Source organism: Pseudolactococcus hodotermopsidis, assembly GCF_011170085.1.
Classification (GTDB): domain Bacteria; phylum Bacillota; class Bacilli; order Lactobacillales; family Streptococcaceae; genus Pseudolactococcus; species Pseudolactococcus hodotermopsidis.
In genome coordinates, this window is sequence record NZ_BLLI01000046.1 from 1 (window position 1) to 17,983 (window position 17,983).

General features: G+C 41.5%; 18 protein-coding genes. 1 reads left to right on the top strand and 17 read right to left on the bottom strand.

Annotated features, from left to right (window positions below; genetic code table 11):
* Positions 1 to 352: 352 nt before the first annotated feature.
* The 16 genes from yhbY to Hs30E_RS07610 all read right to left on the bottom strand — a co-directional run bounded on the left by yhbY (position 353) and on the right by Hs30E_RS07610 (position 14,847).
* The gene (yhbY, locus tag Hs30E_RS07535; protein WP_172209309.1) at positions 353 to 661 is read right to left on the bottom strand and encodes a ribosome assembly RNA-binding protein YhbY; all 309 of its coding nucleotides are present in this window, start codon (positions 659 to 661) and stop codon (positions 353 to 355) included.
* 165 nt (positions 662 to 826) lie between these two features.
* Complete coding sequence (yqeH, locus tag Hs30E_RS07540) at positions 827 to 1,933, bottom strand: ribosome biogenesis GTPase YqeH (protein ID WP_172209333.1); 1,107 nt, start codon at positions 1,931 to 1,933, stop codon at positions 827 to 829.
* 11 nt (positions 1,934 to 1,944) lie between these two features.
* Entirely contained in the window at positions 1,945 to 2,472 is a 528-nt protein-coding gene (locus Hs30E_RS07545; protein ID WP_172209310.1) for a YqeG family HAD IIIA-type phosphatase, read from the bottom strand.
* Between the two features lie 75 nt (positions 2,473 to 2,547).
* Positions 2,548 to 3,921 carry a DHA2 family efflux MFS transporter permease subunit gene (locus Hs30E_RS07550; RefSeq protein ID WP_172209312.1) on the bottom strand — a complete coding sequence of 458 codons (1,374 nt, stop codon included), beginning with the start codon at positions 3,919 to 3,921 and terminating at the stop codon, positions 2,548 to 2,550.
* 227 nt (positions 3,922 to 4,148) lie between these two features.
* Positions 4,149 to 4,595: a MarR family transcriptional regulator gene (locus Hs30E_RS07555; RefSeq protein ID WP_172209314.1), complete on the bottom strand. Its 447-nt coding sequence runs from the start codon at positions 4,593 to 4,595 to the stop codon at positions 4,149 to 4,151.
* Positions 4,596 to 4,809: 214 nt separating this feature from the next.
* On the bottom strand, positions 4,810 to 5,943 hold the full coding sequence (dnaJ, locus tag Hs30E_RS07560; RefSeq protein ID WP_172209316.1) for a molecular chaperone DnaJ: 1,134 nt from the start codon (positions 5,941 to 5,943) through the stop codon (positions 4,810 to 4,812).
* A 97-nt stretch (positions 5,944 to 6,040) separates the two neighbouring features.
* Positions 6,041 to 7,252, bottom strand: a complete 1,212-nt coding sequence (locus tag Hs30E_RS07565; protein ID WP_172209317.1) for a hypothetical protein — start codon at positions 7,250 to 7,252, stop codon at positions 6,041 to 6,043.
* On the bottom strand, positions 7,249 to 8,082 hold the full coding sequence (locus Hs30E_RS07570) for an ATP-binding cassette domain-containing protein (RefSeq protein ID WP_172209318.1): 834 nt from the start codon (positions 8,080 to 8,082) through the stop codon (positions 7,249 to 7,251). Before Hs30E_RS07570 ends, Hs30E_RS07565 begins: the two co-directional genes overlap by 4 nt.
* Positions 8,066 to 8,422, bottom strand: a complete 357-nt coding sequence (locus tag Hs30E_RS07575) for a GntR family transcriptional regulator (RefSeq protein ID WP_172209319.1) — start codon at positions 8,420 to 8,422, stop codon at positions 8,066 to 8,068. Before Hs30E_RS07575 ends, Hs30E_RS07570 begins: the two co-directional genes overlap by 17 nt.
* A gap of 96 nt (positions 8,423 to 8,518) precedes the next feature.
* Positions 8,519 to 9,838: a peptidoglycan bridge formation glycyltransferase FemA/FemB family protein gene (locus Hs30E_RS07580; protein WP_172209320.1), complete on the bottom strand. Its 1,320-nt coding sequence runs from the start codon at positions 9,836 to 9,838 to the stop codon at positions 8,519 to 8,521.
* A gap of 100 nt (positions 9,839 to 9,938) precedes the next feature.
* A complete protein-coding gene (locus tag Hs30E_RS07585) occupies positions 9,939 to 10,685 on the bottom strand; it encodes a lysophospholipid acyltransferase family protein (protein WP_172209321.1) in 747 nt (248 codons plus the stop codon).
* A gap of 85 nt (positions 10,686 to 10,770) precedes the next feature.
* On the bottom strand, positions 10,771 to 11,430 hold the full coding sequence (locus Hs30E_RS07590; protein ID WP_172209322.1) for a CBS domain-containing protein: 660 nt from the start codon (positions 11,428 to 11,430) through the stop codon (positions 10,771 to 10,773).
* A 96-nt stretch (positions 11,431 to 11,526) separates the two neighbouring features.
* The gene (locus tag Hs30E_RS07595; RefSeq protein WP_172209323.1) at positions 11,527 to 12,237 is read right to left on the bottom strand and encodes an ABC transporter ATP-binding protein; all 711 of its coding nucleotides are present in this window, start codon (positions 12,235 to 12,237) and stop codon (positions 11,527 to 11,529) included.
* Positions 12,237 to 13,001: an ABC transporter ATP-binding protein gene (locus Hs30E_RS07600; protein WP_172209324.1), complete on the bottom strand. Its 765-nt coding sequence runs from the start codon at positions 12,999 to 13,001 to the stop codon at positions 12,237 to 12,239. The genes Hs30E_RS07595 and Hs30E_RS07600 overlap by 1 nt, the downstream gene beginning before the upstream one ends.
* A 1-nt stretch (position 13,002) precedes the next feature.
* Positions 13,003 to 13,962, bottom strand: coding sequence for a branched-chain amino acid ABC transporter permease (locus Hs30E_RS07605; RefSeq protein WP_172209325.1), 960 nt, complete (start codon positions 13,960 to 13,962; stop codon positions 13,003 to 13,005).
* 3 nt (positions 13,963 to 13,965) lie between these two features.
* A complete protein-coding gene (locus Hs30E_RS07610; RefSeq protein WP_172209327.1) occupies positions 13,966 to 14,847 on the bottom strand; it encodes a branched-chain amino acid ABC transporter permease in 882 nt (293 codons plus the stop codon).
* Positions 14,848 to 15,179: 332 nt separating this feature from the next.
* Here Hs30E_RS07610 and Hs30E_RS07615 point away from each other — a divergent pair, with 332 nt between their 5' ends.
* Positions 15,180 to 16,358 carry a LysM peptidoglycan-binding domain-containing protein gene (locus Hs30E_RS07615; RefSeq protein WP_172209329.1) on the top strand — a complete coding sequence of 393 codons (1,179 nt, stop codon included), beginning with the start codon at positions 15,180 to 15,182 and terminating at the stop codon, positions 16,356 to 16,358.
* A gap of 153 nt (positions 16,359 to 16,511) precedes the next feature.
* Here the strand turns inward: Hs30E_RS07615 and Hs30E_RS07620 are convergent, their stop codons facing one another.
* A complete protein-coding gene (locus tag Hs30E_RS07620) occupies positions 16,512 to 17,693 on the bottom strand; it encodes an ABC transporter substrate-binding protein (RefSeq protein ID WP_172209331.1) in 1,182 nt (393 codons plus the stop codon).
* Positions 17,694 to 17,983: the final 290 nt, after the last annotated feature.

Genomic DNA, 17,983 nt, shown 5'->3' on the forward strand with positions numbered 1-17,983 from the left:
TTAGTGATTGAACGACGAAGTCGTGAAGAGCTTAGGGAAGTAGCTATCTACAACGTGCCTTAGCGGTTTAACGCTTAGGCGTTGGAGTGGCTACTCCTTTAGTGATTGAACGACGAAGTCGTGAAGAGCTTAGGGAAGTAGCTATCTACAACGTGCCTTAGCGGTTTAACGCTTAGGCGTTGGAGTGGCTACTCCTTTAGTGATTGAACGACGAAGTCGTGAAGAACTTAGGGAAGTAGCTATGCACAACGTGCCTTAGCGGTTTAACGCTTAGGCGTTGGGTTGGCTACTCCTTTGACGATTGATAAATAATGAAGTTGCAAAGTTCTTAGGGTCTAGTGAATCCTAAGTCTTATAAGTCCTTAACTTTCAAGGAAATCTTACGATTTTCACGTTTTTCAGCGACCTTAAAAACGACCAAAATGCGACCGATTTTCTGCACCACATCAAAAGACATTTCCTCGATTTCTTCCGCCACATCATTGATGTTTGCATCCGAATTTTGCAAAATTGCCACTTTGATGAGTTCGCGCGCATCCAAGGCACGCCGAATGCTCGTCTTGATTTCATTGGTCAAGCCACCTTTACCAATCTGCACAATTGGTGTTAGGTGGTGCGCCTCAGCTCGCAAAAAGCGTTTTTGTTTTCCTGTTAATGTCATGTATTTTCTTTCTTTAATTAACGTCTAGCGCTAATCTTATGTTAATCTCAGATTTCCGCCCCTAACAATCAATCATTTGTAGGGACAATTTGTCTGGAAGATGTTTCTCGTTTTTCGATGCTTAAATGACTTATTTCATCCTATCAATATAATACCACATTTCGATCAAATCAGCGACTTCCGCACCAACACATCCACACCCTCAGGCACCCAAGCGGCAATCACAGCGGGCTGTGCCACGCGAATCCAGCCTAGTCCTGAAAAAACAATGTCCGTTTTTTCTTTTAACGAAAATTCCTTGCGAATGAGTTTTGGGAAATTTGCGACTTCGTCAATCATCGGTGGCACTAATAAGCCTCCCGCATGTTTGGCATAAAAATCAGCTGCACCGTCAAGTTTAGTTCTGTGAAGGGTTAGGTTATTGTCAAAAAAGCCCGTAAAACCTTGCTTGTCGCCCTTGATGTAGTCAAAACGCGCCAGCCCACCCATGAAAAGCGTTTGCCCACTGTTGAGCTGATAAGTTTTCGGCTTAATTTCTTTTTTGGGACTGACCAGTTTCAAGTCTTTCTTGCCAATAAAATGTGCCATTTGATGCCGATGGATGATACCCGGCGTGTCAATAATAAAACTGCCGTCATCAAGCGGAATCTCAATCTTATCAAGGGTTGTGCCAGGAAAACGACTGGTTGTGATCACATCGCTATCGCCCGTTGCATTCTTGATAATCGCATTAATCAGGGTTGATTTGCCAACATTGGTCACGCCGACAACGTAAACATCACGTCCCTTGCGATAAGTTTCAATCTCATTCATGAGGGAAGCGATGTCATCTCTGTTAAAAGCGCTCGCAAGCACAACATCAACAGGTCTCAGCCCAGCCTCATGTGCACGCTCGCGGAGCCATTGCCTAACCTTGCTTTCCTTGACCGACTTGGGTAAAATATCGCGCTTATTACCGACAAGTAGCACATCATTTCCCGACACAAAACGGTGCAGACTTGGAATGACTGAACCATTGAAGTCAAAAATGTCGATAACATTGACAACTAGCGCATCAGCATTGCCAACCTCTGTCAACAGGCGCAAAAACTCGTCATCACTGATATTAACATCAGCAATTTCGTTGTAATGGCGTAACCGAAAACAACGCTGACAATAGAGTTCTCCCGTCTCCAAACCCTTATCTAGCGCCGATTGTGGCGTGTAACCCAAAGCGTTCTTATCGCTCGTTTGGATAACTGCGCCACAGCCAATACAGCGCACCCCTTCCACTTCTTGTAACTCTAAATCATGTTCTGCCACTCGGGTTCTCCATATTTTTCTATCAACTTGCGCCAAACACGGCGTTCGCGCGCGCGATTCAATTTCGTATTCCACGCATCCGACTCAACCAACGGTCTTACCAAAACACTGCGAACGCCTGCACGCTTACTAGCGCGAATATCCGTCATCAGCTGATCACCGACCATAACCACATGCTCGGGCTTTTCATCAACCAGTTTCAGCGCTTTTTTGATGCCAATGTCAAAAGGTTTCATTGCACGACTGACAAATGCAACGTCGAATCGCTTGACAGCTCTTTCAACACGACTTAGTTTGTTATTTGACACAACGATGACCTTGATATTTGTCGCTTTCATTTCTGCCAACCATGCCCGCATTTCAGGTGTGCCGTCAGGATTATTCCAAGCGGTCAAAGTATTATCCAAATCAACAAAAACCGCACGTATGTCATGTCGCCGTAAACTCTCCGCATTCAGCTGATAAGCAGCATTCAGCAGAAAATCAGGCTTGTAATTTTCAATACTCATAGAACTATTATACCATAATTTAGCAAGCAAAAAATCCCGACAGCAAGCAAACTGACGAGATTTATCTAAAAATAATTAGTTTGTCGTCAAAAATAAAGCAGGAAAAATAATGAGCGCTAAAATAATTGCTGAAACGAGAAAGCCTGCATGAAAGCCTATTTCAGCACCATTTACCGCCGTCATAGCGCCAACAATTGTGGCAAGTAAAGCCGTGCCAAAACTTGATCCGAGATTTTCAATAATATTGACGCCGATACTTGCTTGGGGTAGTTCCTTGTCGTCAAGTCCAGTGTAGGCGTCACTTGTTAGCGGAATCGTGACACCACCGACACTTGCGCCACGAATGAAAAGAGCGAGTGAAAGCCAGATAAGAGACGTTTGACTATTGATGAAAATCAGCGGTAGCGTGCCAAGCAGCGACAAACCGACACTGACTAGCACAACTTTTTTTGCACCAACTTTATCAATCATCTTCCCAATATGAGAACGAGTGACTAGCATGCCTAACCCTTGTGGCATCAGCGCTAGCGCTGCCTCAATCGTTGTCAACTGTAACATGTTTTGAAAAAATAGCGGGAGAATCAACATAGGCCCCATAATCGCAATGTTGGCGAGGAAAAGTCCGACGCTTGTCGCTCTAAATGTTATGTGGCGAAACAAAGTCAAGGGTAGCACGGTTTGGCGAGTGCTGTGACGATCGTAAATGGCGTAAACAAAAGCGAGCGCAAGACCTGTCATCAGCCAAATCAAGCTGTCACGATTGGCGAAACTGGCAGCATCCGCCGCTTTTGAAATGCCGAAAATCAGCGCTACACTCATAAGTGCAAGGGTCGAAATGCCAAAAATATCAAGCCGACTGGTCTTGTCAAATGCTGGAAAAGTCGGGAGATTGCGCATCATCAAAGGTACGGCAATCAGCACCACAGCAACATTGATATAAAAAATCCAATGCCAAGAGGCGACATCGACGATAAAACCGCCAAGCACAGGACCAAAAATCGGTCCGAAAATCATGGGCGTGGTCACGATAGAAATTACCTTGCCAATGTTTTTAGGTCCCGCCGTTTTGACCAGCAAAGTTGACATCAAGGGTGTGATGATACCTGCGCTAAAACCTTGTAGCAAGCGGAAAATAATGAAAATCGTGACAGACCAACTCAGACCCGCAAGAATCGAAGTCAGCCCAAAAGCAACGACGGATAAAATCAACACTTTTTTGCCGTCAAAGCGATTCATCAGCCACCCCGAAATCGGCACAGCCACAGCGAGCGCAAGCACATAGCCCGTAATCGCCCACTGAATCAGAGCAAGTGTCGTTGAAAAATCAGTCGTAAGATCTTGCACAGCAATATTGACCATGGTCGCATCCAGCATTGGCGCAATTGCTGCAAGCGTGATTGTCCAAGCCGCAAGTAGCGTTGCGCGTGGTATTTTTGTTTGAGTTGTCATCGTTTGAGATACCTTTCTTGTTTTGATAAGAATAATGTTTCCTTGTCAACATAATCAGTCTACATTATTTTTGTTTCTTTGTCAACAAAAATAATGTAAAAAAATAAGACTTGGTAAAAGTCTTACAAACTCATAAAATTGTTGACAAGAAAAAATGAGCTAGATTTTCCAAATCCTGCATCACGCCATCTAACCTTGTGACGACGATTAGTTGGCGCTAAAAAATCTTATCTCAATTCCGCATCCAAATGGTCATTATACTTGGCAACAAATCGGGCAACAACAGCCAATTCTTCCTCAGAAAATGCTGCAAAAACCGTCTTATCTGCCTCAATAAAATCAGCATGTAGACGCCTGTGAATTGCATCAATTCGCCTTCCCTCATCCGTCAGCGTGAAATAAATCTCCTTTTTATTTTCAGGTTTCTGAAAACTTTCGATAATCCCTTTTTTCTGCAACTTTCGCGTCATTTTACTGATTGCCCCACGCGTCATATAAAGCGCACTCGCAAGCCGTGTGACGTTGGCATTAGCGTGCTTACCGACATATTCGATATAGGAAATCTCCGACAGCGAAAAACCCGCCATTGCGCGCGCCATGATAGGCTTGCGGAAAAGGAGCATTTTATTGTTAATATCGCCGATTCCCGACATGATTTCTTGTGATTTTTCCATAAATCAATTATAACATGAAATGTTCAGCAATGTAGATAAAATCAATTTCAACACTAAAGCATGAAATATTGATAACGTTTTTATGAGAAAAACAGAAAATCTCGCCATACTAGCATGACGAGATTTTCCAAAGGAGTTTGTTAATTTATGAAAAAATATTTTAGGAATAAATTTATTATAAGCTAAGAAACTTAAATAAACCTTAACTTAAATTTTATCTTTTCCATTTATCAAAGAAGCCTTCCGATTTCTGCGCTGAAACACTTTGACCACTCGCTTTAGCAAAGGCTAAGAGTGCCTCTTTTTGCGCATCGTTGAGTTTCTTTGGCGTGATAAGATTGACGATAACTTGCTGGTCGCCATTACTCGAACCATGCAATTTTGGCGCACCTTTGCCACGCAAACGGAAAGTTTGACCTGTTTGCGTACCCGCTGGGATTTTCAGCTTGACATTGCCGTGAACTGTGGGCACTTCAATTTCATCGCCAAGCGCTGCTTGGACAAATTGGAGTGGCATATTGTAGTAAATTTCCGAGCCATCACGCTCAAATTTGTCAGATGCTGCAACATTGAAAATCACATACAAATCGCCATAGGGGCCGCTATTGACACCCGCATCGCCACCACCAGCCATACGCATTTGCTGACCTGTTTCGACACCAGCAGGGACTTTCACCTTGACTTTGTGTGCTTGTTTTTCGTGACCTGTACCGTGACAAGTCGGACATTTTTCCTTAATTTCTTTACCTGTGCCGTGACAAACATCACAAGTTGCCGTCGTCATCACGCGCCCAAGCGGTGTATCGCGTGCCACTTGAACCTGACCGCGACCGCCACACTTGCTACAAGTAATCGGCTGTGTACCAGGTTTTGCGCCACTACCATTACACGTATAACATTCCTGTTCGCGCTGATAACTGATTTCTTTTTCAACGCCGAAAATCGCCTCTTCAAATTTCAAATTAATGCGATATTGCAAATCAGCACCTTGGCGTGGTGCAGTCGGATTGCTACGACCACCGCCACCACCGAAAAATGATGAAAAAATGTCATCAAAGCCGCCGAAACCACCGCCGCCAGAAAAGCCTTCAAAACCACCAAAGCCTCCGCCGCCACCGAAACCGCCATTAGCTCCCGCAGCGCCAAACTGGTCATATGAAGCACGCTTTTGCTCGTCGCCCAAGGTCTCGTAAGCCTCTTGAATGTCCTTGTACTTGTCCTCAGCACCCGCCTCTTTATTGATGTCTGGATGATATTGCTTGGATAATTTGCGATAGGCTTTTTTTATCTCATCTTGACTTGCTGACTTACTCACACCTAAACGATCATAAAATTCTGTATTGTTCACGTTAAAACCTCTTTAACTTTTAGTAGTAACTCTATTTTACCATGTTTGACCAATTTTGACAAAATAATTAGCACTCTTTTTTCAGAGTGCTAAAATTTTATTTTTTTATCAAAGTTAGGACATTCTTATTCAAAACCAGTTTAGCGAAAATAAGGATAATCGCAATAGGTATGATAACACTGAGAATCAAGGCAACTACATTAAAACCTTTATTTTCCATGAACAAAGGTATAATGAAGTCAAAAATAGAGAAGAAGACAATCAACACATAAAAGGGCAGACTAAACTTCCTAATCCGAATATAAGCACTTTCTTGTTCTAGTGAATATTTCGTTTGCATCCAAATGGTCAAGGGTAAGCACAAAACAGCGACAAAGATTAGGAAAGTTTGTGCATTTAACAGCCCACTTGGTGAAAATGGAGAAGGGAACCGCGTTATGCCTAACAAGTTTTGTAAATTACCCAAAGCAATGCTAGCTGCTAGCACAATGCCAACGCCTGTGATTATCTTATAAATCGGATTGCCAACAAGTGCATGAACAAATGTCACAAAAATCGTTGCCGCAAAGATATACGAAAAGTAATCAACTGAATAGTTTAAGATGTCCCACCACGGCACCACCGCATACTTAGCTGGTATGAAAAGAGGGCGCGTTATTTCTGTCACAACTGTCAATACGCTGGCTAAAGCAAAGGGAATTACTAACCAATAGATAACTTGACTAACACCCAACAAGTTACCATTGCCTGTTCTTGAGCGAATAAAAGCTGGCAATTTTTTCCATTGGTCAATTATCAAAACCAAGGCATACAAGCCAACAAACACTAAAAGTGGTATGCCAATCATGCCAACTTTATTTAGCGTGACATCAAAAGCTCCGTTCCCATGATGATAGATTAGCCATTTAGGATTTTGAGCTTGAAATCTTTCGTAATGTACATCCGTTGTTTTATAATATGCCAACTGCTGATCTCTAAAAACATCAAAATCTTCTGGCATTTTAGCATAATAAGCACTAACTCTCGGATCAGTTTTAAGACTATAATCGATACTAACGAGACTCAGATAAGTCTCCGCATTATCAAATGTGTTATAGACCTCAGCATTATTAGTCGTCTTCTTCCCCAAATAATCACGAATCTCACGATAGTGGTAAGCATCCATGTTTTTATCAACTACCTTTTCCCAACTATGCCAGTTCACACTATCAACCACCATACTCCCCACACCAAAGAGGACAATCAAGCTATAAAAGGCAATCAACCAGTTCTTCCGCAATTTAAAATAGGCTTTCAATACATTTTTCATACCCCACCTAATTCCTTTCTGAAAACATCCTCGGTCGTCACAGGCAATATCTCGACAAATCTATAAGTCGTGCTATCTGCAAAAATCGCTGACACCAACTCCTCTGAGATTAGAGCAACATAGACACGCCCGCGGTTTTCGAGAATCGTTGCGACATCCGTCAGATTTGACGGCAACTTATCCCCCTCATAAACGAACTGAATTTTGACAATATCAGCCTCATTATCCTGTTCAGTAATGATTGTATCATTTATCAATAAAATTCTGTCCGCAAGACTATCAAGCTCTGCCAGATTGTGCGTGGCAATCATAACCGCACGACAATTATCCACTGCTTCAAGCAAAATTTGTTTGAAATAATCCTTGATGAAAACGTCAAGGCCATCAAGCGGTTCATCAAAGAGCAAATACTCAGCTTGGCTCGCAATCCCAGCCGCGATATAAATCAACACTTTTTGCCCTTTTGAAAATGAGGCAATCGGTTTAGTTGTTGACAAATTTTGGGTCGCCAAAATGTCTTTAAAATGTGCCAAATCAAACTTAGGATAGAAAATCTTCAAGACAGCCGCAGCCGTATCAGCAGTGTAGGCCGTCATCCAGTTGCTCTGCGTATCCAGATAAAAAATCGTTTCCCGTCCCTTATCTCCTAAAATAACCGTGCCACTATCGCCTTGCATCTCACCCGCTATCAAACGCATCAAGGTCGTTTTGCCCGCACCATTGCGCCCGACAAGACCGATAACACTACCTTTTGTCATCTCAAAAGAGACATTCGCCAAAATAGGTGTCCCCTCAATGGCTTTACTTAAATTTTCAACTTTCAAAGTCATGATAAACTCCTTCTATAATCTCTAACAAAGTCTCTTTTGTCACACAATTATCACGCATTTCCCGAATCAATTCTGTAAATTGTGCCGTCAAATCCGCCACATGTACCGCCTGTAAAGTGTCAATATCATCACTGATAAAATTCCCTTTACTAGGAATGGAGTTAATCACACCCTCATTTTCCAAAGTTTTGTAAACTTTTACCGCTGTATTAGGATTGATATTATTTTCCAAGGCGAATTTACGTACACTGGGCAATTTGTCGCCCGCATGTAAAATGCCCGCAGCAATTTCAGCCTTGATTGCTAGAACTAATTGCTCATAAATTGCTAATTTGCGCATTTCTCCTACCTTTCGTTTTGTGTTACATGTGCCATTGTATCTAGTACAAGTGATTTTGTCAAGAAAAATGACACATTTTATATATTCAATAACTTATCAGCCAACTAAAGTTTTGAAAAACTCTGTCATTTTATTTAAAAGCGGATTGATTGGCAACTCATAATTGCCAGACGACTGCCAAATAAAGCCTTTGAAATTCTGCTTAAATTTCAGCACACCTTGATCTGACTTATCTGGTGCATTGACCCCCAAAAAGTTGTAAAAGTCGATTTTATGCTCAAAAGCATACCGCATCATATTTGCTTGAATCAAAAATGGCGCTGAAAACTGAGCAAACTGGCTATACATGCCACTAAACATGTACAAAACTTCATTTGGCATGATAAAAAATTGAGCTGCTGCAAGTATCACGTCCTTATCGCCGTACTCTTGTGCAAGCGCAACCGCCTCTTTTTTGCGCTTAGCCAAACTCGCAAATTGCGCCTGAAATTGCTTTAATTTATTTAGATTTTTATCATTTTCGGGCTGACTTTGCAGTTTTGCCATGGCTTTTAACAGCGTTTCAGATTCCTTTTCAATAGTGGCTGAATAATTGACAAAGTTAAGTTTAGCAGTTACGAATTTCACTTGCTCGCCATAAGCCTTAAAAGCCGACTGATAATAAGCCAAATCACGTGTTGCAAAATTGCGCCGTTCTCCCGCCTCATCAATCACTTTTTTAAATTCTGCCAACTCATCATAGCCCAATTCTTCAATCACGATTCCGAATTTTTGCGCTTTCTTGATATTTCGCAAGGCATTTTCGCTAAATGACTGCTGTAATTGGTCAAAAGTCTCAAATTCTGATAAATTTTTCCCATAATTATACCGAAAATCTTTCTCAAAGGCATTTAATTGCCCCTCAGCAAAGCCAAGTTGCGTATAAAAATCAGACAAATCTTGATTGCAAGCCACTGTTTTCTCCCAATCATCTGCGTATTGTGCAACTTTTTTGTTGGAATGAATGACGAGTTTTAAAACACCTCGTTTTTTTAGAACAGCTGTCAAACCAGTTATCAGTTCCTCATTATCCGAAAAAGCTTGCGAAAAATACGGATTACCATGCACTTCAGCCAAATAACCAAAACGAACTTTGACCAACGTGATTAAAATCGCCGCAAGTATGTCAGCGCCATTTTTTACCGCAAAATAAAGTGGCACACGCCCAAGCGACTGCTGCAAATCACCAAATGCCTTCGTTTGCTGAAAATGAATCGCATCACGTTTGGCGACAAAAGCAGAAAATTCAGCAGATGACAATTCCAAAAATTGTTGATTTTCTAAGCCAGTCCCTTTTGAAAACTTAGGTGTGCGCGTTAAGAAAGGATGTCCCTTAACTGAAAAAAATGCGTTTGAGTGTTTATTATTTTCCATCATGAATTGACCTCCTTATCTTCTTTTTGTATCTTTTGTACCATTATATCTAGTACACAAAAAATTGTCAAGTAAAAAATCGCAATTTCTCACGATTTTTTATCTATTTCTTCAATTTTTGATAAATTCGATAAATGGGTGTGGCAATAACAGTGAAAAAAATCGTTAAAATTGTCAGCATAAGAACAGGAATCAGCAAAATCAATCGCGGAATATAGCCGAAAATCATCGGACGTTGTGCTGCTCTGTGAACGGTATCAATCTCCGCATCCAAACGTTCAAACTCCGCTTCAATTCGACGAGAAACTTCCGCAATGCCAGCCGCATCCATTTTTTTAATATCCGAAATATCAATCAGATTACCAAAATTCATATCAATCCGCTCACGTCGCATCAAGCCACCAAAACTCAACGGACCTTGATAAACAGATGGCATAATCCGAACTTTCGCCATTTTCGCAATCAGCGCCACACCACCCTTAATATCCGTCGAATGACGTGAACCAGACGGAAACATAATCAGCGATTTTTTGGACGTTTTCAGCATTTTGACAGGATATTTGATTGTGCTAGGATTTGGATTATCGCGATCAATAGGAAAAGCGCCACATTTTTCAATCCAGAAACCAAAAAACGGATTCTTAAACAACTGTCTTTTCGCCATAAAAATAAACTGCTTGGGCTTGGTCGCAAAAGCCATATAAACGGGGTCCCACCACGTTCGATGTGGTGCAACAAACACATAATTTTCATCAGAATCAGGAATTTTATCCTTATTGTGAAAATGCGCATTACCATTGAGCATCCATAGCAGCATTATAACAAAATTTTTGAGATAAACGAAGAACATAATTTTTCCTTTTTTTAATTAATCAAATGAGCGCACATTTAGTCACAACAAAAATAGACTTTCGTCTATTTTACCATATTCTCCCTCATCTGACCAATTTATTTTCCGTCTCATGAATCTCGTCAACCTCAAAACTAGCAGCCGTGAAAGCTTTGGCAATTTCAGCCATGGGGAGCTTACCAATCAGCTGAATTTCAACGATTGATTGCTTATGTTCAAGATTGATTTGGGCAATACTTCTAACATCCAAGTCATTTTTAGCAAGAATATCCGCTACTTTTTCCAGAGAGCCGACAACATCCGGCATAATCACGCGAATGCGCACGCCAGCCTCGCCGTAACCGACAATTTTCAAAAATGCCCCATAAACGTCCTTAGATGTGATAATCCCGCTGACCTGCTCGTTGTCCACAACAGGCAAGACACCGACACTGTTTTGGCGCATCATGTAAACCGCGTCCTCAAGCGCCGCATTTTTGGAAATGGTTAAAACATCCTTAATCATCACCTCACCAACAGTCGTTTTGTTGAGCAGATAATTCATCTCATAAACCGACAAAGTGGTCGAAACCGATGGACTCGCTTTCTCAATCGTCCCAGCCGATACCAAACCGACCAATTTATCATTTGCCATGACTGGCAAGCGATGAATGTGCTGCTCTTTCATGATGTCCGCAGCTCGCGCTACTTTCGTTTCGGGCGATACATAGATGACTTTTTTGGTCATAAAATCTTTTACTGCCATATGAGAACCTACTTTCTATTCTTGCTTACTTGTTTAAATCTATTTTACCACGCCACCTAGCAAAAAAGCACGCCATAACTGCGCACTTTCACATTTTTAGCCACCCAAGTAAGCCTTGCGTACTTCATCAGAAGTCAGCAGTTCCTCGCCTGTCCCCGACAAGACGACCTTACCTGTCTCCAAAACATAGCCACGATCAGCGATAGACAGCGCCATATTGGCATTTTGCTCAATCAGCAGAACCGTTGTGCCTTGTTTTTGAATATCTTTGATAATCTCAAAAATCTCTTGGATGAAAATCGGCGCAAGTCCCATTGATGGCTCATCCAAAAGTAAAAGTTTGGGCTCACTCATCAGCGCCCGCCCCATGGCAAGCATTTGTTGCTCGCCACCTGACAAGGTGGCAGCATCTTGCGTTTTACGCTCTTCCAAGCGCGGAAAACGTTGAAAAACATGCTTCAGATTTTGCGCATTTTGCTCACGATTCTTACGGAGGAAAGCACCCATTTCCAAGTTTTCCATAACCGAAAGCCCTGGAAAAACGTGACGTCCTTCAGGTACTTGTGACAAACCACTTGCCACAATTTTCTGAGCGGGCATTTTTTGAATTTCTTGTCCCTCAAATGAAATTGTCCCATTTGACGGTCGAACAAGACCCGAAATCGTCCGCAAAATTGACGTTTTTCCCGCACCATTAGCACCAATCAAGGACACAACTTCGCCCTCATTGACCTCAAAAGAAACATCACGCACAGCTTGGATAACGCCATAATGAACATCAAGATTTTTAACTTCTAACATAGCCATCAAGCTTCACCTCCCAGATAAGATTCGATAACACGTTTGTCATTCTTGATTTCCTCAGGCGTACCGTGAGCAATGAGCCTGCCATATTCCAGCACATAAATACGTTCTGTGACATTCATAACCAAACTCATATCATGCTCAATCAAAAGAATCGTAATGTTAAATTGTTGCTGAATTTGCTTAATTAAAGCTGTCAATTCCGCCGTTTCTTGCGGATTCATACCTGCTGCTGGCTCGTCCAAGAAAAGAATTTTTGGTTTCGTTGCAAGCGCACGCACAATCTCCAAGCGACGTTGCTCGCCGTAAGGCAAATTTTTCGCAAGACTATCATGTTTAACATCCAAATCAAAAATCGCAAGCAATTCGAGCGCCTCTTTTTTCATCTCTTCTTCTTGCTTATAATAGCCTGGCAAACGGAAAAATGATTCAAAAAGTTTGGCTTTTTTACGCGTTCCCATGGCAATGAGGACGTTATCCAGAACGCTCAAATCTTTAAACAAACGGATATTTTGGAAAGTCCGCGACAAACCAGCGGCAGCGATTTTGTAAGTCGGCATGCCATTTAAAATTTTTCCGTCAAGTGTCACTGTCCCTTCAGTCGGCACATAAACGCCTGTCAAAAGGTTGAACAAAGTCGTTTTACCAGCGCCATTTGGACCGATAAGCCCGACAAGCTCTGATTCGCCAAGTTCGATATTGACATCACCGACAGCAGTCAGACCGCCGAAGTTTTTGGTCAGATTTTTTACTTCAAGAAGTGCCATGTTAGTTAGCCTCCTTATTTTCTTTTTTATTAAAAATACGTGAGAGTTTAAATTCCCATGTACCGAGTAAGCCTCCTGGACGGAAAATCATCACGAGAATCAAGACAAGTGAGTAGATAATCATCCGAATAGCACCGAAATCTTGGAGGAACATATTGAGCAAGCCCAAAATAACAGCTGCAATAACTGTCCCTGTGATTGAACCCAAACCGCCAAGAACAACGATTATCAGGGCATCAACCGACTTCATCCATGTAAAGTCTTTGGGTGTTACCGTTCCGATAAAGCCTGCGTACAGACTCCCTGCAACTGCTGTGACCATTGCGCCAATCGTAAAAGCAATAACCTTGACCCGTGTGACGTTGACCCCCATAGACTCTGATGCAATCTCGTCCTCGCGCACCGACAAAGTGGCACGACCAGAGGGCGAGTTGATAAAGTTGAGGATAAGGATGAGAATGGCAACAGCAAAGACAAAAGTCATGCCCCAGTCTGTAAAGAGGATAATTCCCGACAGACCCGCAGCACCATTGGTCAACTCGCCACCGTTCATGATGAGAATGCGGATAATCTCAGATACGCCAAGTGTTGCAATCGCAAGATAGTCGCCTTTCAAACGCAAGGTCGGATAACCGACAAGCACGGCAACACCTCCCGCAACAAGCGCACCAATCGCCATTGACAAGAAGATTGACCCCCAAGTTGCTGGCATATGCGCTGTCACAATCGCCGTACCATAAGCACCAATCGCCATGAAACCAGCCGAGCCAAAAGAAAACTGCCCCGTGAAACCAACAACCAGATTAAGACCAACGGCAACAATCAAGTTAATCCCGATTTGAGAGATGATTTGCGCCACGAAAGCATTGATAATGCCAGCAACAATCAAGGCATAAAGGATGCCATAGACAACCGCAATAATCGCAAGCCAGATGATATTTATTTTCAGATTTTTCTTCATCGTCTATACCTTCTCTTTCACGTTTTTACCGAGAATGCCAGCAGGACGGATAAGCAGGATGATAATCAAAACGGCGTAAACCACAGCATCCTTGTAACCAGCCACCCATGACAATTTGCCAGGGAGCGATTGTGCTAGCGTCTCCAAAAGACCGATAACAATCCCACCGAGTGCTGCACCAGGAATAATCCCAATGCCTCCAAGAACAGCAGCAACAAAGGCTTTAAGTCCTGGTGCCATGCCCATAAGTGGGTCAATTGACCCATAATACAAACCAATCAAGACACCCGCAGCACCCGCAAGCGCTGAACCAAGCGCAAAGGTAAAGGAAATTGTTTGGTCAACGTTAATGCCCATCAATCGTGCTGCATCAGCCTCAACAGACACCGCACGCATGGCTTTACCCATTTTTGTTTTCTTGACAATCAGTTGCAAGAGAAGCATCAAAATCACAGCAGTTATCAAAATCATCAATTGAACATTTGTAATTGAAACACTGCCAAACGAGTATTTGTGGACTTTAATCGCACTTGGAAATTGACGTGAGGCTGATCCAACAAAATAAATCATGACATTTTCCAGAAAAAATGACACACCAATCGCTGTAATCAGAGCTGCGACTTTCGTCGACTTACGAAGTGGGCGATAGGCTAGAAACTCTATCACCATGCCCAAAATCGCACATCCGACCATTGACAAGACAAGCGCAACGAAAAAGTTCAGGTGTAGACTGTTGATGAAATAATAGCCCATGAAAGCGCCCATCATATAGACGTCCCCATGCGCAAAGTTGATGAGCTTGATAATCCCGTAAACCATGGTGTAACCAAGCGCAATCAGCGCATAGACACTCCCGAGAATCAAGCCGTTTACAATAATTTGCATTGCTTTTCTCCATTTTTAACAAGTATAATATGACTGTCTGATAGACAATTATCCTATTATTTTACCATAATTTTCAGAAAATTCAAGTTGCCTGACTTTTATTTTTCTAATTTTAAAAAAACTGCTAAATTATTATATTTTTGTTTATTATTTGAAAACTTTATGGTATAATAGTAATGGACTTGTTTTTATGGCAAATTTCACAATGAGCCAGTTAATCAATACTATAAATTGCTGAACTTTTCTATAGGCAATAGGAAATTCAAAAATAGTAAGGCATAGTTGTAGAAACAAATATAAATATTTTTAAATAAGAAAAGGTAATTTCACTCATGGGAAAGCACGATTTACAACAAAAATACGGCAAGTTAGTTGCCTATAAACCAAGCAAAACAACTTCTACCAAAATAGCAATCAGTGCGGGTGCTTTTTTGACTACGTTGGGCTTTGCACATGCAGCTTCGGCAGAAAGTTATACAGTTAAATCAGGCGATAGTCTTTGGGCAATTTCGCAACAATACGATACAACAGTTGCTGAACTTGCTAAAATCAATAACATTTCAGATCCCGCTGTCCTTTCAATTGGTCAAAAAATCGAGACTTCCGCAACTGCTGTTCAAAACGCGACAGCTCCTCAAGCGCCAGCAGCTACTACTCCTGCTCCTGCGCCAACACCAACTGAAATAATTAAAGAAATTCCAGCTGTTACTTATACTGTTAAAGCAGGTGATACTTTAGGTGCTATCGCAGATCAATATGATGTTTCTGTCGCTGAAATTGCCAAAAATTCTGGTATTCAAAATCAAAATTTCATCTTTATTGGTCAAAATTTGATTATCACGCCAGCTCGTACTGAAAAAGTCGCCAGTACACCTGAAACACCGGCGACGCCTGCACCAAAACCAGTTGAACTCCCAGCAGTTACCTATACTGTTAAAGCGGGCGATACATTAAGCACTATTGCTATTTCACAAAAAGTGTCTGTTGCTGATATTGTCAAATATTCTAATATTACAAATCCTAACCTCATTTTTGTCAATCAAAAATTGATACTCAAACCTGCTACTGTGGTAAATCCTGATACAGGAGATATTGCTAATACTGGTAGTGCGGGCGAGGCAAGCGATGGTTATGTCAACGTACCACTTGATGTAACTGTTGGTCCTTATAGCAACGGCAATACATATGCTTCTGGCAATTGTACTTGGTATGTCAAAGATGTCTTTAAAGCGCGTATGGGCGATTGGTGGGGCAATGCGAAAGATTGGACAGCAAGTGCCCAACGCGAAGGCTTTGTTGTTGATGATAAACCAGTTGCTAACTTGACAATCGCTGTATTTGCACCAGGTAGTGCAGGTGCAGACAAAACTTATGGCCACGTCGCAGTTGTTGTTGGCGTTTCTGAGGATACTGTAACTGTTAAAGAAATGAATGGAACAGCTGGTTTAGGTAAAACAAATACACGCATTGTTCCTAAAAATTCAGCTTCTTATATCCACATGGATTACTAAAAATGAACAATATCAGAACTTTACGATTCTGATATTTTTTGTATAAAAAAACTTTCTGACGTCAAATCATCAGAAAGTTTTTCTTTACGCCTATTTCAGTCTGCAAACTTCGTAAACTGTGACACTGTTTGAAAAAGCTGAATTTTTTGCCTTTTATGGCTTAACAATATCAGCTGAAACTTCTTTGGCTTTTTCAAGTTTAACGAGGTAAGCTGATTTGACTGGGTCGTGGTTTTTATCAATCGTGATAGTGCCTGTCACGCCTTCAAAATCTTTAAGTTTGGCAAGGCCTTCGGCAACATCTACTGATGTTTTGGCTTTTTCAGCCTTCGCTGCTGCTGCAACCATCATAACTGAATCATAGGCACAAGCTGCGTAGGCAGAGGGTTCTTCGCCGAATTTTTCTTTATAATTTTTGATGAAATTTGCTGTTTTATCGTTGGCTGGCTTGAGGCTTGAAAAACCTGAGACAAAGTAGATGTCACTAGCGGCTTCGGGTCCTGCAAGTTCGGCAAATGTTGGATCAGCAAGTACATCGCCACCAATAACCGGCACCTCAATCCCAAGCTCACGCGCTTGTTTGACCAAAATCCCCGCCTCTTGATAATAACCTAAAACTAATAAAGTACCGAATTTTTCTTTAGATAACTTTGATAATTGTGCTTGGAAATCTTTTTCGCCTGCTTGGTAAGTCGCCACTTCAACAATTTTGCCCTTGTAATTTTTCTTGAAGTTTTGATAAAGCCCTTTTGCATAATCTGACGAATTATCATAATAGACAGCAACAGTATCAGAAACTAACGTATCTGTCACAAAGTTTGAAATAACTTTCCCTTGAAATGAATCTGGGAAAATCGCACGGAAAACGTATTTTTCAACTTTGCCATCCTTATGTGTCAATTCATCATTTGTTGCTGTTGGTGCAACAATTGGCACAGCAAATTTTGTGGCATTTGGAATCATTGCCTTTGTTGAAGATGAGGCGTTAGTGCCAATAACAGCGTTGACTTTATCATTTGACATGAGATTAGCAGCAACTGTTGCTGCCTCAGCATTGTCAGACTTGTTATCTTTTTTAATCACTTCGATTTTTTTGCCATTGATACCACCGTCTGCATTCAATTCAGCGACTGCCATATCTGCACCACGACTTCCTGATTCGCCATACGCCGCAACAGCACCTGTCATTTCGATGTCATAGCCAATCTTGAAAGTTTTGCCAATTTCATTTCCGGAGGAGGCAGTTGATGCCCCAGGTGCTGCGCCACAGGCAGCAAGCATCAGAACAGCAGTAACTGCTGTCAAACCAACGAAAACTTTAGACAATTTTTTCATGATTAGCTCCTTAGAAGATATTGAGCCGACTTCTGTGAGCCGTCACTCTTAATTTGGAATAGTTTTAAAAACTTACAACGATTTTTAAACCTCTCCTTTATTTGTATTTATGCCATTTTACCAATTTTCAGAAAATTGTCAAGCCTATTTTCTGAAAATAGTCAAAAATATCATTCGAAAGTGATAATGTCCTAAGTAGGTCGAAACATAAAATGTCCCAAATGTTAAACTAATACTTATGAAAAGGATATTACTCACTGTGAATGAATTGAAAAAGTATCGTGTTATCA